Source organism: Novosphingobium sp. MBES04, assembly GCF_000813185.1.
Lineage (GTDB): Bacteria > Pseudomonadota > Alphaproteobacteria > Sphingomonadales > Sphingomonadaceae > Novosphingobium > Novosphingobium decolorationis.
Window position 1 is genome coordinate 439,096 of sequence record NZ_DF850488.1, and the last position, 14,044, is coordinate 453,139.

At 66.1% G+C, this 14,044-nt stretch carries 17 protein-coding genes and 1 tRNA gene; 13 read left to right on the forward strand and 5 right to left on the reverse strand.

Features of this window, described 5'->3' with window-relative positions; all coding sequences use genetic code 11:
• Window positions 1–14: 14 nt before the first annotated feature.
• From MBENS4_RS01965 to MBENS4_RS02015, 11 genes are all read left to right on the forward strand, one after another.
• On the forward strand, window positions 15–599 hold the full coding sequence (locus tag MBENS4_RS01965) for a flagellar basal body-associated FliL family protein (RefSeq protein ID WP_039388379.1): 585 nt from the start codon (window positions 15–17) through the stop codon (window positions 597–599).
• Window positions 600–606: 7 nt separating this feature from the next.
• Window positions 607–1,497 (forward strand): flagellar motor switch protein FliM, encoded by an 891-nt coding sequence (locus MBENS4_RS01970; RefSeq protein WP_039391554.1) that lies wholly within the window; start codon window positions 607–609, stop codon window positions 1,495–1,497.
• A gap of 120 nt (window positions 1,498–1,617) precedes the next feature.
• Window positions 1,618–1,971: a flagellar motor switch protein FliN gene (gene fliN, locus MBENS4_RS01975; RefSeq protein WP_039388380.1), complete on the forward strand. Its 354-nt coding sequence runs from the start codon at window positions 1,618–1,620 to the stop codon at window positions 1,969–1,971.
• A 4-nt stretch (window positions 1,972–1,975) separates the two neighbouring features.
• Window positions 1,976–2,251 (forward strand): flagellar biosynthetic protein FliO, encoded by a 276-nt coding sequence (locus tag MBENS4_RS01980; RefSeq protein ID WP_039388382.1) that lies wholly within the window; start codon window positions 1,976–1,978, stop codon window positions 2,249–2,251.
• 32 nt (window positions 2,252–2,283) lie between these two features.
• Window positions 2,284–3,024, forward strand: a complete 741-nt coding sequence (gene fliP / locus MBENS4_RS01985) for a flagellar type III secretion system pore protein FliP (RefSeq protein ID WP_277884205.1) — start codon at window positions 2,284–2,286, stop codon at window positions 3,022–3,024.
• Window positions 3,025–3,034: 10 nt separating this feature from the next.
• A complete protein-coding gene (locus tag MBENS4_RS01990; protein ID WP_039388385.1) occupies window positions 3,035–3,325 on the forward strand; it encodes a flagellar biosynthetic protein FliQ in 291 nt (96 codons plus the stop codon).
• A complete protein-coding gene (gene fliR, locus MBENS4_RS01995) occupies window positions 3,322–4,104 on the forward strand; it encodes a flagellar biosynthetic protein FliR (RefSeq protein WP_039388387.1) in 783 nt (260 codons plus the stop codon). Before MBENS4_RS01990 ends, fliR begins: the two co-directional genes overlap by 4 nt.
• Window positions 4,101–5,237, forward strand: coding sequence for an EscU/YscU/HrcU family type III secretion system export apparatus switch protein (locus tag MBENS4_RS02000; RefSeq protein ID WP_039388389.1), 1,137 nt, complete (start codon window positions 4,101–4,103; stop codon window positions 5,235–5,237). The genes fliR and MBENS4_RS02000 overlap by 4 nt, the downstream gene beginning before the upstream one ends.
• 58 nt (window positions 5,238–5,295) lie before the next feature.
• On the forward strand, window positions 5,296–6,726 hold the full coding sequence (gene fliD / locus MBENS4_RS02005) for a flagellar filament capping protein FliD (protein ID WP_039388391.1): 1,431 nt from the start codon (window positions 5,296–5,298) through the stop codon (window positions 6,724–6,726).
• Between the two features lies 1 nt (window position 6,727).
• Window positions 6,728–7,099, forward strand: coding sequence for a flagellar protein FliS (locus MBENS4_RS02010; protein ID WP_039388392.1), 372 nt, complete (start codon window positions 6,728–6,730; stop codon window positions 7,097–7,099).
• Between the two features lie 210 nt (window positions 7,100–7,309).
• Window positions 7,310–7,915: a response regulator transcription factor gene (locus MBENS4_RS02015; protein WP_239026346.1), complete on the forward strand. Its 606-nt coding sequence runs from the start codon at window positions 7,310–7,312 to the stop codon at window positions 7,913–7,915.
• 266 nt (window positions 7,916–8,181) lie between these two features.
• Here the strand turns inward: MBENS4_RS02015 and MBENS4_RS02020 are convergent, their stop codons facing one another.
• Window positions 8,182–8,655, reverse strand: coding sequence for a hypothetical protein (locus tag MBENS4_RS02020; RefSeq protein ID WP_039388395.1), 474 nt, complete (start codon window positions 8,653–8,655; stop codon window positions 8,182–8,184).
• 345 nt (window positions 8,656–9,000) lie between these two features.
• Between MBENS4_RS02020 and MBENS4_RS02025 the strand changes: the two genes are divergently transcribed.
• Window positions 9,001–9,780 carry a metallophosphoesterase gene (locus tag MBENS4_RS02025; RefSeq protein ID WP_039388398.1) on the forward strand — a complete coding sequence of 260 codons (780 nt, stop codon included), beginning with the start codon at window positions 9,001–9,003 and terminating at the stop codon, window positions 9,778–9,780.
• A gap of 21 nt (window positions 9,781–9,801) precedes the next feature.
• On the opposite strand, the gene MBENS4_RS02030 is transcribed toward MBENS4_RS02025, so the two are convergent.
• Window positions 9,802–10,260, reverse strand: a complete 459-nt coding sequence (locus MBENS4_RS02030) for a hypothetical protein (RefSeq protein WP_052321937.1) — start codon at window positions 10,258–10,260, stop codon at window positions 9,802–9,804.
• Window positions 10,261–10,335: 75 nt separating this feature from the next.
• The gene (locus MBENS4_RS02035; protein ID WP_052321938.1) at window positions 10,336–11,508 is read right to left on the reverse strand and encodes a pyridoxal phosphate-dependent aminotransferase; all 1,173 of its coding nucleotides are present in this window, start codon (window positions 11,506–11,508) and stop codon (window positions 10,336–10,338) included.
• Between the two features lie 177 nt (window positions 11,509–11,685).
• On the opposite strand from MBENS4_RS02035, the gene MBENS4_RS02040 reads away from it, so the two are divergent.
• Window positions 11,686–11,761: transfer RNA gene (locus MBENS4_RS02040), tRNA-Thr, on the forward strand.
• 7 nt (window positions 11,762–11,768) lie between these two features.
• Here MBENS4_RS02040 and MBENS4_RS02045 read toward each other — a convergent pair.
• Window positions 11,769–13,226, reverse strand: a complete 1,458-nt coding sequence (locus MBENS4_RS02045) for an ATP-binding protein (protein WP_052321939.1) — start codon at window positions 13,224–13,226, stop codon at window positions 11,769–11,771.
• A gap of 1 nt (window position 13,227) precedes the next feature.
• The gene (locus tag MBENS4_RS02050) at window positions 13,228–13,956 is read right to left on the reverse strand and encodes a response regulator (RefSeq protein WP_039388399.1); all 729 of its coding nucleotides are present in this window, start codon (window positions 13,954–13,956) and stop codon (window positions 13,228–13,230) included.
• Window positions 13,957–14,044 lie beyond the last annotated feature (88 nt).

Consider the following 14,044-nt stretch of genomic DNA (forward strand, 5'->3'; position numbering starts at 1 on the left):
GAGGAAATCTCTGAATGAGCGACAAGGCAGACAAGGACGACAAGCCCAAGGGCAAAGGCAAGATGGGCCTCATCCTCGTGGCCGTGGCCATGCTCGTCGTGGGCGGGGGCGGCGCGGCCGGCGCCATGATGTTCATGGGCGGCGACCATTCGGAAAGCCATGAGCCCAAAGGCCCGCAACTTGTCCGCAAGGGCGAAGTCGACCCCTACGCTCCGCCTGCCGGCGAGGGCGAGGAGGAAGGCGGCGGCGGCCATGAGGAGCACGGCGACGGCGGCGATGAATACCGCACCGCCTATTACACCTTCAAGGACGAATTCACCTCGAACCTCAAGGATTCCGACGCGCTGGTCCAGCTGGCCCTGGCCTGTTCGACTCGGCGCGACGGGCGCGTCCTGCAATGGCTGGCCAAGCACGAACTGGCGATCCGCTCGAACATGCTCTCCGTCATCGCCGACACGCACGAGGACGACATGTACACCATCAAGGGCAAGGACAAGCTGCAGAAGCGGCTGACCAAGACCATCAACGACGTGCTCACGAAGAAGGAAGGCTACGGCGGCGTCGATGCCGTCTACTTCCGCACGCTGATCATCCAGTGAGATGGGCATGAACGCGACCTCGGATACGGCCCCGGTAAAGGCGAAGCACGCAACCGAACTTCTCGGCAAGGCGCCGTCGATCGACGAGCTGGTGCCCGCGCTATCGTTCCTGAGCGAACGGCTGGTGCGTATCCTGCCCGGCGAGCTGGCCCGCATTTCCGGCGGCGATCCCCCCGTGGTGCGCGCCGGCATGCCGATGGACACGACGCTGGGGGGTATCCAGTCCGAACTCGAAACCCTCGCCGCCCACGCCCTGCTCGGCGCGGGGCCCAAGAACCTGCCGCTGCTCGCCACCTTCGAAGCCGCGCCGGTGTTTCGCCTCGTCGATCGCGCGTTCGGCGGCAATGGCGTGGTACCCGATCCCCTGCCCGACCGTTTCCCGGTCTCGGCCGAACTGCTGCTCGCCCGGATCGAGGGCGCGATCGCGGCGACGCTCAGCCAGCTGTTCTCGCACGAGACGGCCACGCTGGTGCGCCCCTTGCGCCGCGACACCAGCCTGCGCCAGCTCGATCCCTTCGACATGCGCGCCGACCTTCTCCAGCTCTCGCTCGACATCGAGGAAGCGGGCGCGGAACCCTGGACGCTGAGCCTGGCCTTTCCGGTCACCACGCTGGGGCCGCTGCTCCTGCCCCAGCGCAAGGCGCCGCGCTTTCGCACGGCCCCGCGCAAGGCCGGTCCCACCGAGGAACCCTTCGCCTCGCTGATGCTCGAACTTACCGCCGTCCTCGTCGACATGCCCATGCCCATGCGCCGTCTCTCGGCGCTGCGTCCGGGCGACGTCATCCCGGTTCCGGTCAGCCGGGCCGTGCCGCTCATGGCGGGAGGACAGATCATTGCCACCGGCACTGTCGGAGAACTGGACGACATGGTCGCCGTCCAGGTCGGACAGGCCTTCTGAACGCCCACCCCGCCCACGCCGTATGCACAGCGGCACGGACGGGACGGGCACTGCCACCACGCTGGTGCGGTCACACCTGCGTCTTCAACTGGGGAACCCTTCAACCATGACGAAAACGCCATGACAGCGCCGCCACGCAAGCACCCGCGCGGCTTCGAATTCCTGCGCGATGTCGACGTGCGGGTCTCGGTCGAGCTCGGCCGGTCGCAAATGAAGCTCAAGGACGTCCTTGCGCTCGGCCCGGAAAGCCTGGTCGTGCTCGACCGGATGACCGACGAACTGCTCGACATCCTCGTCAACGGCAAGCCCATCGCGCGCGGCGAGGTCATCTCGCACAACGGGCGCTTCGGCCTGCGCATCGTCGAGATGGTCGGCGACGAGGACGAACGCGAGGACGGCGATCCGGTGGCCGATCCCGCCCTGCCGCTTCCCGGCGCGGCGGGTGGCAAGGCCACCCAGGCCAGCGGGGAGTAGAGCCATGCTCTGGTATCTTCTCAAGCTAGCGATCCTGCTGCCGCTGATCGCGCTCCTCGCTTGGGGTGCGCTGACGCTCGCCCGCAAGGTCCAGCAGCGCGCCGGCATCAACAGTGGCTCGCGCTCCATCCGCATCGTCGAGACGACCATGCTCTCGCCCACGCTCAAGCTGGCGGTGATCGAGTTCCATGGCCGCGAGATCCTCGTCTCGGCCTCGCGCCATGGTCTGACGCGGCTGGCCGAGGCGCCCGCGCGCGCCACCTTCGAGGTGATCGAATGAGACGCCCGCTTGCGCTCGCGCTTACAGGCGCGATGCTGGCCGTCACGCTCCTTCCCACGCTCGCCCACGCGCAGGAGGCCATTCCCGGCGCGCTCGACCGCGCGTTCGAGCAGATCGGCGGCACCGGCGAGGGCCCCGGCGGGCCCGGCATGAGCATGTCGCTCCAGTTGCTCCTCATCATGGGGCTGCTGACGATCCTGCCCAGCCTTGTCCTGATGATGACGAGCTTTACCCGCATTCTCGTCGTGCTCGCCATCCTGCGCCAGGCCATCGGTCTCCAGCAATCCCCGCCCAACCAGGTGCTGATCGGGCTTGCCATGTTCCTCTCGCTCTTCGTCATGGCCCCGACGCTCGACCGCGTGAACGAGACCGCGATCGCCCCTTATGCGGCGGACCAGATCAACGCGCAGGAGGCCATCGCCAACGCGGGGACGGAGTTTCACGCCTTCATGGTGCGCCAGACGCGCGAGCGCGACCTCACCATGTTTGCCGAGATGGCCAAGGCCCCCCAATTCGCCTCCAGCCGCGAGGTCCCCTTCTCGATCCTCCTGCCCGCCTTTGTCACCAGCGAGCTCAAGACCGCCTTCCAGATCGGCTTCATGCTGTTCCTGCCCTTCCTTGTCATCGACCTCGTGATCTCCTCGGTGCTGATGTCGCTGGGCATGATGATGATGAGCCCGATGGTGGTCTCGATGCCCTTCAAGCTCCTCCTCTTCGTCCTCGTCGACGGGTGGGCGCTGATGATGGGCTCGCTCGCGGCCAGCTTCGCCTGAGGCGCGTGCCATGGAAGACATCACCAGCCTTCTCGCGCTCGCGGACAAGATGCTGTGGGTCACTGCCCTCGTCGCCGCGCCGGTGCTGCTTTCCGCCCTTGCGGTTGGCCTCGCGGTGGGGCTGGTGCAGGCGGCGACCTCGGTCAACGAGCAGACCCTCACCTTCGTCCCCAAGCTCGCCGTCGTCGCACTTGTCCTTGTCCTGATGGGCTCCTCGATGATGACGCTGGTGGGCGACTTCGCGCAGGAAATCTTCGCCCAGATCGCGCGCATGGGTCAGGCCGAGCAGGTCATCCCGTGATCCAGCTCGACTTCGGCTTCGGCGCGCTGGAACAGGAGTTCTGGCGCCTGCTCTTCGTGATGACCCGCATCGGCGCCGCGCTTGTCGCAGCCCCGCTGTTCGGCATCCCCAGCGTGCCCCCGCAGCTGCGGGTGATCGGCGCGGGCGCGCTCGCCGTGCTGGTCTGCGCCTGGACCGAGGTTGCCGTGCCCGCCGCGCTCTTTTCGCTTTCGGGCCTGCTGGCCGTTCTGGGCGAAGTCGTGGTGGGCCTCGCGCTCGGCTTCGTGCTCCAGCTCGCCTTTGCCGCCCCCGTCATTGCCGCCGAGGTCATCGGCGGCTCGATGGGGATGAACATGGCGGTTGCGGTCGATCCCAATTCGGGCACCCAGTCTCCCGCGCTTGGCCAATACTTCGCGGTTGTCCTGACGATGATCTTCCTGGGGCTGGGCGCGCACCTGCAATGGTTCGCCCTCATCGTGGAGAGCTACCGCACCTTTCCCCCGGGCGAGACCTGGCTGGGCATCGGACGTTTCGCCCTCATCGCCGGGTTCGGAGTGCAAATGTTCGCGACCGCCGCGACCATCGCGCTGCCGGTCTGCCTTGTCCTCCTCACCGTGCAGTTGGTGACAGGCGTCCTCAGCCGCTCGGCACCCGCGCTCAATCTCTTCTCGCTGGGCCTCCCCGCTGGGATCCTCGGCGGCCTGGCCGCGCTGCTCGTCTCCGCGCCGGTTCTCACCGATCTCGTCACCCGCCTCTCGCGCGAGGCGATCCTCAACGCAGCCCAAGTGATCGCGCCATGAGCGAGAGCGACGGCGAAAAGAGCTTTGCCCCCACGCAAAAGCGCAAGCGCGATGCGGCGAAGAAGGGCGACGTCATCCGCTCGCGCGAGTTGGGGACGGCGGGCGCGGTCGCCATCGGCGCGATCTGGCTGCTGCTCGCAGGGCCCTGGCTGCTGGAGCGTCTCGTCGGCGTCTTGCGCGCCGGTTTTCTCTTCACGCCCGGCGCCATCGATGACTTCACCCCCGGCACCCTCCTCATCCAGGCGCTGATTGCCGCCCTGCCCCCGGTGTTCCTGCTGGGGGTGAGCGTGATGCTTGTGAGCCTTGCCTCGCAGCTGGGCTTTGGCGAAGGGCGCTGGCTGGCCTCGAACTTGGCGTTCAAGGGCTCGCGCATCGATCCCATGAAGGGCCTCAAGCGCATGTTCGGGCCCAATGGTCTGATCGAAATGGTCAAGGGCCTCGCCAAGGTGACGCTGCTGGGCACCATCGCCTGGACCTGGGCCAGCGACCGGCTGGAAACGCTCGCCCGGTTGGGCCGGGGCAACCTGCTCCAGGAACTCTCCTATGCCTGGGAGGAACTGGTCCTTCTGCTCTTCTGGCTCGCCGCGGGGCTCACACTGATCGCCCTTCTCGACCTGCCCGTCCAGCTGTTTCGCCGCCTCATGCGTCTCAAGATGACGCTGCAGGAGGTGCGCGATGAACAGAAGGACAGCGAGGGCGCGCCCGAAAAAAAGGCCGCGATCAAGGACCGCCAGCGCAAGATCGCGATGGGCGCCCTCATCCCCGCGATGCAGGAAGCCAGCTTCGTCCTCACCAACCCCACGCACTTTTCCGTGGCCCTGTCTTGGAACCCCGATAAGGCGCCTGCGCCTATCCTCGTCGCCAAGGGGCGCGGCGAGAAGGCCATGGCGATCCGCGAACTGGCCGCCGAATACGCCGTGCCCACGCTGGAATACCCCGCGCTTGCACGCTCGGTCTATTACAGCACCCGGGAGAAGCGCATGATCCGCGAGGAACATTACGTCGCCGTGGCCGCGATCCTGGCCTTCGTCATGGCCCTGAAGCGCGGCGAGAACCGTACCCGCCCCGCTGTTGCGGTACCCGTCACCCTGCGCTTCGACAGCGAGGGCCGCCTGGAATCGGCAGGTCCGTGATGCCTGCTTCGCATACCGCCGCCCTTAACCTGCCCTTCCTGGAGCCGTTCTTTCTGCCATGAGCACGATCAACAACTCCCCCACCGCCACCAGCTCGCTGGTCACCGCCCTCGGCGGGGGCAGCGGCATCGACATGCTCGACCTTGCCAACAAGCTGGCGCAGGCGCAGTTCGCCAACAAGGTCAACCGGCTCGACACCCGCAGCGAGACGCTGGAAGCCAGGATCTCCGCGGCGTCCGACATTCGCTCGATGATGCTCGCGCTCGACACCTCGCTGGGCACGCTGATCCGAACCGGCGACCTCTCGCGCACGCCCAGCGTCGCCAACAGCTCGGTCGCCTCGGCTTCGCTGACCGGCACTTCACTGCCCAAGGGCAGCTACGATCTGGAAGTCACGCGCCTTGCAAGCGGCCAGAACATCGCCAGCAACGCCTATGCCTCGGCCTCCGACGCCGTGGGCGCCGGCACGCTGACCCTGCGCTTCGGAACGGTCTCGGGCAGCACCTTCACCGAGGACACCGGCCACGCCGCCGTCGACATCACGATTGCCAGCGGCGCGTCTCTCTCCGACGTTGCCAGCGCCATCAACGGCGCCAATGCGGGCGTGCAGGCCTATGTCGCCCAGACCGTCGACGGCGCCCAGCTCGTCCTCAAGGGGCAGAACGGCGCGGCCAACGGCTTCATCCTGGAGGCGGCCGAGGACGCGCTTGAACCCGGCCTTGCCAACCTCGCCTGGAACCCCTCCTCCACGAATGGCGAGCTTCTCGCCAGCGCCGTGGACGCCGCCTTCTCGGTCGACGGGCTCGACTACACCTCCACCACGAACACGGTCAGCGACGTCATTCCCGGCGTGCGTCTCCAGCTTTCGGGCACCAATGTCGGCGCGCCCACGCGCGTCACTTTCGCCGATCCGGGGCCCAGCATCTCCAGTTCGATGCAGGATCTCACCGACGCGCTGAACGAGGTCATGTCCGCGCTCAACGCGGCCACCGCCATCGGCGGCGAACTCGCCAACGACGGCGGCGCCCGCGCGCTCAAGCGCGCCTTCTCGGGACTTGCCAGCAGCACGATCATGCCCAACGCCACGGGCACCGCGCGCACGCTTGGCGACCTGGGGCTCAAGACCGAGCGCAACGGCACCTTCACGCTCGACACCGAGCGGCTCGCCGCCATCATGGAAGCCGATCCGGAAGGCGTGGCGGCCATGTTCACGACCGGCGTCCACGGCGTCTACGCGAGCATCAACCGCATCTACCGCGACGCGTCCTCCACCACGAGCCTCAACTCGCTGGGGGCCTCGATCCGCAAGTACACGACGCAGCTGACCGACATTTCCGAGAGCCGTACCGAGATCGCCGAGCAGCAGGAAAAGCTGCGCGCGCGCCTCGCCGGACAGTTCACCACTTCGGAAAGCCGCATCGGCATGCTGAACTCCACGATGGCCATGCTGGAGAACCAGATCGCCCAGTGGAACCGTTCGGACAGCTGACATGCTCGGACGCGTCACCCCGCACGAAGCCTATCGCCGCGTCGACTTCGACGCCCGCGTCAACGGCGCCGACCGTACCGAGCTGGTGCACCTGTGCTACGAGCATCTCATCAGCGCGCTGGGCACCGCGCTCCACGCGGACGCGATCGGCGATGGCGAACTGAAGAGCCGCTCGATAACCCGCGCCCTGACCGCCGTCACCGCCCTGCAGATGGGCGTATCAGGCGACAGCGGAATAGCCTCGGCGCTGAACCAGCTTTATGCCGCTGCCCGGCGCACGATCCTGGATAGCGCGACGGCTTTCGCGCGCGACCGGATCGATGCCCTGCGCACCGATTTCCTGGAAATCGGCCAGGCCATGCAGACCGGCTGAGACGGCCGCATTTACCACCGTGCGCCCCAGATTTTCGGCGCATTCTTCTTCTACCACCATTTCGGCGGCACGGATTTCGTGACCTCCCGTTGATTTCTCGGTAATTTCCCTCGGACCGCCCCCCAAAGCCTCGACATTGGACGGGAAACCGCAGGAAAAAGCCCCGATTTGCGATATCTCCCTAAGCAGAAATAAGAAGGGAGAACTATCTTGGAACAGGGTATCTCGAACCTCATCCTGATCGACAGGGACATGCGTCGCCGCGCCACCATCAGCCATGCGCTGTCTTCGGCCAACATTCACGTCGAACCCTTTGAAAACCTCTCTGAACTGACGTCCAGCTGGCCACGCTCGGGCATCATCCTGATCCACGACGATGCCGGCGCCATCGACGAACTGATCGAGAACATGTCCCAGCATGGCGAATGGTTTCCGATCATCGCCTTCAGCGAAAACCCTGCCGCCCAGCGCATTGTCGGCGCCATCCTCGACGGCGCGATCGACTACATCGCCTGGCCCATCACCGCGCCCGAACTCAACGAAACGCTCGACCGCGCGATGCGCCGGGCCGAAAGCGTTGGCAACGCCAAGCTGCGCGAGATCATGGCCCGCGCCCGCGTGGACCGCCTCACCAGGCGCGAACGCGAAGTCCTCGGCGGTGTCGCCAGCGGCCTGTCCAACCGCCTCATCGGGGAAAAACTCTCGATCAGCCCCCGCACGGTGGAAATCCACCGCGCCAACATGCTCAACAAACTAGGCGCGAACCACACCTCCGACGCCATCCGCATCGCCATCGAAGCCGCCATGGTCCACTAACCGGGGCGGTGGCAGTAAGGCCGAAAAGCCGGAAATAAGAGTATCATTCTCGGAGAGGCATCTAGCTCGTCGACCTCCCCTTTCGCAATCGGGGGAGCGCACGCGAAAGGCGAGGCCGACAGCTTGGGCCCCCAAAGGCGCTGCCCCTCTGGAGCATCGTCCGACTTGTCGGCATGTCCTCAAGAACCTTCTTCCGGCTCCATTGGACGGCCCCCAATGCCCTGCCTCTTCCGATTACCTTCCTCCGGCGAGAGATCATCGTCCCATCATGGCAAGGCCCCTTCACGAAAGGACCGAGACCACCCCTTTGCCTCAACCACACGTCCGTTGTGAAAGTGGAACGTGACGGGATAGACCTGCCGATCCGCAGAGGCGATGAACTCGATGGACGCCTCGTGCTCGCCGCAGGCATCGACGGGCCCATCCATATAGTCCCAGCCGAGATAGCGATATCGATCGGCCTTCATCAACGCGACGACGGCACGTGCGCCCTCTGCCCCGCTCCCCATTGGTCGCCCGACATCACCTGCCCCCAAACCAAAGGCAGCGTCGGGATCGATCAACTGGTCCAACCGGTCCCTGCTTTCCGCATCGGAGCGCGCCGCCGTGCCGACCAATTCGACAGCGCGCTGTGCAAGAACCTCATGAAGTTCGCGCGCGCCCATGTCCGAACGCAGGTCACAGGGGGCAGCCGAAGCGGTGGCAGCAGAGACCACGAGAAAGAATGTCGAGATCACCATAGGGAGCACTCTAGAGGCTCCCCGCCTCCCCGCAAAGCACACGCTTATGTAGACCTGCGCATGCTCTTGAAAACCGACACGCAACACCTTCCGTGAGATAACGTTAAGGTCCGGCTCGGGCGCATCCCGAACCGGCTCCTGGTCCCGCTAGTCGTGTACTATGGGCAGGCCCGGACCGACGTTCGCGTTTGGCCGGACCTGCCTCCGGGCCCTCCCCGTCATCGCCACGTCCCGATTGTCTTGCCTGAGCCGTTTGACACATCGCTCCCCGCTCATGGCTATATCCGCGGATGCGCGGTAGGATGGGGCTGACCCTGACCGTGGCGGACTGATACGCTTTTCCCTGTGACTTCCTCAGCTTCCTTTCCCTCGACATACGCCGGCATACGATGGTTTGGCGACATCCACGGTGCGCATGCGGTGCATGCCGCGGCCGAACAGGCTCTTGCGCGGGGGTATGCCATCGGTTTCATCGGCGACCTCACCGACGCAGATCCGACAGACGAGGAACCGGATAACGACAGCGCCGCCGTCCTGCGGCTGCTCGCCCGGCTCGACGCACAGGGCCGGGCCGTGCTCGTTCCGGGAAACCATTGTTTCAAGCTGCTGCGCTACCTCGTGAAGTGGCGAGCCGGTGATGGCGCCGAACGACGCATGGAACTCACCCATGGCCTTGATCGCACCCTCGCCGAAATTCGGCGCGCGCCGGATCGCGATGCCCTTGTCGCGAGCACGATCCGCATTCTTTCCGCCACGCCCCTGTGGCGTAACATCGGCCCCTGGCTGTTCGTCCACGCCGGAGCAAGCAGCGCCATGTTCGACCGGCCCGCTCCCACCGCTGGGGAGGCCCTCTCCCTCAAGGGCGATGGACGCGTACACCGCGCCCTGTTCGGCCAGACCGACGGGACCCGCGACAGCTCGGGCTATCCGGTGCGCCTATACGACTGGCTCGAAAGCATCCCGAACGGACGCAGGGTCGTCATCGGCCATGACCGCTGCGAGGCCATCTTCACACAGACCAATGCCCTGGGTGGAAAGCTGGTCCGGATCGACACGGGCGCGGGCAAAGGGGGAACGCTGTCCTGGCTCGACATTCCCGCAGGCGAGCTGCAGGGCTGCACCTGACCGGAATAACGGCCCGCAATGTCAATGAAGTCGGGAAGACGCCGCCTCGCGCGGCTCCTCGGTCACATCGCCCAGATGCACCAGCCAGGCCGAGGCCCACGCGCCCAGCAGCGCGAGCGCGGGAGTGGCGCCCTGCACGCAGACCTCTTCATCCGCGCCGTCCACGGCAAGCATCGCAAGGCATACACCGCCTCGCCCTCGCGAGCAGAGGAACCCCACGTCCTCTCCCAGGAGGCGCAGCACGCAGTCCATGCCCCCGACCTCGTTCACCGTCACACGCCCCCCTAGCAACGCGAGAGCCTCGCAGACGCGCGCATCCTCTTCGGCTGGGGCGCTCTGCGCGCACTCCTGCGCCAACGCGCGCAAACGGACGGTGAGGCTGGCCGTGTCGATATCGAGGGTAAGTTCGGAGGGAAACATGAGGGTGTCGACCTTGAAGGGGGGAAGCGGCTCAAAGCCGCAGATCCCGCCCCTGGTCAATGTGGAAAATCCCGCAGGTCCGCGTCCTATCCCGGATTGCGACAGCTCACGCTCCAAACCTCAACGCGGCGCGCCTCACCCCTGTCTTCGCGCCGCGAACCAAGGCTTGAGGCGCGCGATGGCCTCCGCAATTTCGGGCGGTGACACCGCAAAACTGAAGCGCATGAAGGTTTTGCCATGGACCGGATCGAAATCGATACCCGGCGCGGTCGCCACGCCGGTCTCGCGCAGCATGTCCCGGCAGAAGGACAGGCTGTCCTGTGTATAGGCGCTGATATCGGCCCAGATGTAAAAAGCGCCATCGGGCGGTGCGATCTTCTCAAGTCCGAGATCGGGCAGCGCATCGAGCAACATCTGCCGGTTCTGCGTATAATTGTGCACATGCCCCTGCAATTCCTCGTCGCAATCGAAGGCAACGAGCCCGGCATGCTGCGCAAGCACCGGCGGCGTGAGGAACAGGTTGCCCATCCGCGCGCGCGCCACCTCGATCAGATCGCGCGGGACCAGCAACCAGCCCAGGCGCCACCCGGTCATCGAGTAGTATTTCGAGAAGCTGTTGATGACGAGCGCATCGGGCGCGTATTCGAGCAGCGAATGGGCCACGGGCCCATAAGTCAGCCCATGGTAGATCTCGTCCGAGATCATGCGAATGCCGCGCCGTGTGCACACTTCGGCAATGGCGCGCAGTTCCTCAGCCGCGATGATCGTGCCGGTCGGATTGGCCGGACTGGCGATGATCACGCCATCGGGCGCCGGTTCCATTGCCTCGAGCGCGGCCGCGCTCAGCTGATAGCGCGCCTCCGGCCCGCATGCGATCTCGACCGCCTCCAGGTACATCGCCTTGAGCGTATTGCGGTAGGCCACATAGCCCGGCCGGGCCAGCGCAACCCGCGCGCCGGGCCGGAACAGGCTGGACAGCGCCAGCACCAGCGCCGGAGACGCCCCGCAGGTGAGGATGATCTGCTCGGCCTCGACGTCCTGGCCGTAACGCTCCTGGTAGTGCCGCGCGATCCGCGCCTTGAGCGCCCCGTTTTCCCAGTACCCGCCCGGTTCACTGTCGAGCTTTTCATGCGCCAGCGCCAGCGCCGCGGCGGGCGCCCCGGTCGAGGGCTGGCCGTATTCCATGTGGATGATGCTGCGGCCCTGCTCGGCCAGTTCGTAGGCAAGCTTGCCGATCGAAATGGCGTGGAAGGGTTCGACTTCGGCAACACCGGAGGCAGGGCGAGCGGGAGACGAGGACGTGTTCATCCCACCGCTGCTAGGCCCCGCCCCTCGACACTGCAAGTCCCCCGGGAGGCGCGGGAAAGGCCACGGACTTCAACATCCCTGTACATGGGATACGAATCCCTCTTGCACTCCTCGCCTCCCCCCGGTAAAGGCGCCCCCTGCCTTGGCATCGGTTCTCCCGAGAATCGCCACAAGGACGCCGCTTTAGCTCAGTTGGTAGAGCATCGCATTCGTAATGCGGGGGCCACAGGTTCGAGTCCTGTAAGCGGCACCACTTCTCCTCAAAAATCGTTGCAGTCGGCTCGCTTTCGCGCCTTGGTGTCCTGAGGGGCCCCTCGTGGCAGGCGCAGGGTGGCTTCGAGGCCGCCTTCCGGTCGGTTGTGCAAGGTCAGTTCGCCCCCGTGGGCAAGGGCGATGTCGCGGGCGATGCTGAGGCCGAGGCCGACACCGCCAAGCGCGGTGTTGCGCGACTTTTCCTCGCGGTAGAAGGGCTCGAACACTAGGCCGAGGCTGGCCTCGGGAATGCCCGGGCCGTCATCGCGGACACGAATGATGATCTCTTCATCGCACTCCTGCGCGACGATGTCGGCCCGCCCGCCGTAGCGAACCGCGTTGTCGGTCAGGTTCACCAGACAGCGGCGCAGCCCTTGCGGGAAACCGGCGATGGGCGCGCCGCATCGGCCCGCAAGCGTGGCCTGTGCGCCCTGTGTGTGCAGGTCTTCCAGAATACCGGCCAGCACGGCGTCAAGATCGACCGCCGCCTGCAGGTCTTCGCCCGCGTTGCCCTGCATGAAGGCAAGCGTTGCATCCACCATGCCTTCCATCTCGTCGAGGTCCTTGCGCCAGCCGCCCTTCTCTTCGGTCCCGGGCAGCAATTCGGCGCGCAGGCGCAGGCGCGTGATGGGGGAGCGCAGATCGTGCGAGACCGCCGCAAGAAAGCGCGTGCGCTCGTCGAGATAGCCGACCAGTTGCCGCTGCATGCCATTGAAGGCCTCCACCGCGCGGCGAACCTCGATCGGCCCCTTGCGCGGCAGGGCGGGACTGCGAATGTCGCGCCCCAGGCGCTGGGCAGCCTCGGCCAGCCGCTCGAGCGGCTTGACCGCCAGGCGCACTCCCAGCCAGGTGAGCGCCGCGACCATCAGGATGCGCAGCAGGTAGATGCGCAGGACATAGTCCGCAATCGTGCCGCCCGGATCAAAGAGAACCCCGTCCTCGTCCTCGCGCCCCCTGGCCACAAGCCAGAGATCCCCCGGCCTGCGGCGCACGGCGAGCGTGAAGGCCGCACGCGGCTCCCGGTCGCGCAGCATGGACCAGCGTCCGGCCGATTCGCCTTCCTCATCGAGCAGCTGGGCGGCCAGCACACGCACCTCGACGCCCCCGTCCAGCTGGTGCCTGATCGAACCTGCAAGAATGGGCGCACTACGCGCGAGATCCTCCGGCTCCTCGCCCGCCCTTTCCTCGTCGGGAAGCACGGCGAGGCGCTTCAGGTGAAACTCGGGCGACTGCAGCTTTGCCAGCAGATCCTCGCGCCGGTCCGGGGCGGCGCTGTCCAGCACACGCAGACTGTCCGCGACCCGCGTCGCGAAGACGTGGGCCGGGATCTCCAGCAGCTGGCGACGGCGACTTTCGAACCAGATCGTCCCGGTCAGAAGCTGCGAGAGGACGAGGCCACCCACCAGAAGCCATGCGATACGGGCCGAGAGCGTCGCCGGAATGAGGCGGTGGAGGAGTGCGCGCATCTCAGCTGTACGCCGAGACGTCCACCGACAGCACATAGCCGCCGTTGCGCACGGTACGGATCATGCGGGGATTGCGCGCATCCTCTCCCAGCATCTGGCGCAGGCGTGAAATGCACATGTCGATGGCCCGATCCGAAGGATCGCGCTCACGCCCGTAGACCTCGCGGGCGAGCACGTCGCGGCTGAGCGTCTGGAACGGCGCGCGCAATAGGGCGCGCAAGGCCAGATAGTCGGAGTTTGCAACCGGCTGCGTCTTCTCCCGTCCCAGTTCGTCACCCGGCGGTGACAGCAGATGGCGACGGGTGTCGAGCGTCCAGCCTTCGAACTGCAGATAGTCGGGCTCGCGCACCGTTGGCCCGTCCTGCGCCCGGCGTTGCCGGCGCAGGACGACGCGGATGCGGGCGAGAAGCTCGCGCGGATCGAAGGGCTTGGGAAGATAGTCGTCCGCCCCCATCTCGAGCCCGACAATGCGGTCGACCAGACTGCCACGTGCCGTCAGCATGATGATGGGTATGTCACAGCGTTCGGTCAGCGCGCGGCACAAGGACAAGCCATCGGTCCCGGGGAGCATGAGGTCGAGGATGATGAGGTCGGGCGTGATTTCCGCGATGGATCTCCACATCGCATCGCCATCGGCCGCTCCGCGCGACTCGATGTCCGCCTCGGCAAGATAGCGGCACAGGAGGTCGCGGATATCGGCATCGTCGTCCACCACGAGCACGCGGCTCATGCTGCACCCCCAGCCTGGGTACAGGCCGTTACACTGAGTGACAAAACTCCTGAAAAGCTGACAAAATATCCCGGAAACATCGGTTTAC

Bases quoted from the DNA above. Each gene is read 5' to 3' on its own strand.
- fliD (WP_039388391.1), top strand. From the start codon at position 5,296: ATGAGCACGATCAACAACTCCCCCACCGCCACCAGCTCGCTGGTCACC.
- MBENS4_RS02045 (WP_052321939.1), bottom strand. From the start codon at position 13,226: ATGCGCGCACTCCTCCACCGCCTCATTCCGGCGACGCTCTCGGCCCGT.
- MBENS4_RS02035 (WP_052321938.1), bottom strand. From the start codon at position 11,508: ATGAACACGTCCTCGTCTCCCGCTCGCCCTGCCTCCGGTGTTGCCGAA.
- MBENS4_RS02000 (WP_039388389.1), top strand. From the start codon at position 4,101: ATGAGCGAGAGCGACGGCGAAAAGAGCTTTGCCCCCACGCAAAAGCGC.
- fliP (WP_277884205.1), top strand. From the start codon at position 2,284: ATGCTGGCCGTCACGCTCCTTCCCACGCTCGCCCACGCGCAGGAGGCC.
- MBENS4_RS01965 (WP_039388379.1), top strand. From the start codon at position 15: ATGAGCGACAAGGCAGACAAGGACGACAAGCCCAAGGGCAAAGGCAAG.
- MBENS4_RS01970 (WP_039391554.1), top strand. From the start codon at position 607: ATGAACGCGACCTCGGATACGGCCCCGGTAAAGGCGAAGCACGCAACC.
- MBENS4_RS01990 (WP_039388385.1), top strand. From the start codon at position 3,035: ATGGAAGACATCACCAGCCTTCTCGCGCTCGCGGACAAGATGCTGTGG.
- MBENS4_RS01980 (WP_039388382.1), top strand. From the start codon at position 1,976: ATGCTCTGGTATCTTCTCAAGCTAGCGATCCTGCTGCCGCTGATCGCG.
- MBENS4_RS02050 (WP_039388399.1), bottom strand. From the start codon at position 13,956: ATGAGCCGCGTGCTCGTGGTGGACGACGATGCCGATATCCGCGACCTC.
- MBENS4_RS02020 (WP_039388395.1), bottom strand. From the start codon at position 8,655: ATGGTGATCTCGACATTCTTTCTCGTGGTCTCTGCTGCCACCGCTTCG.
- fliN (WP_039388380.1), top strand. From the start codon at position 1,618: ATGACAGCGCCGCCACGCAAGCACCCGCGCGGCTTCGAATTCCTGCGC.
- MBENS4_RS02010 (WP_039388392.1), top strand. From the start codon at position 6,728: ATGCTCGGACGCGTCACCCCGCACGAAGCCTATCGCCGCGTCGACTTC.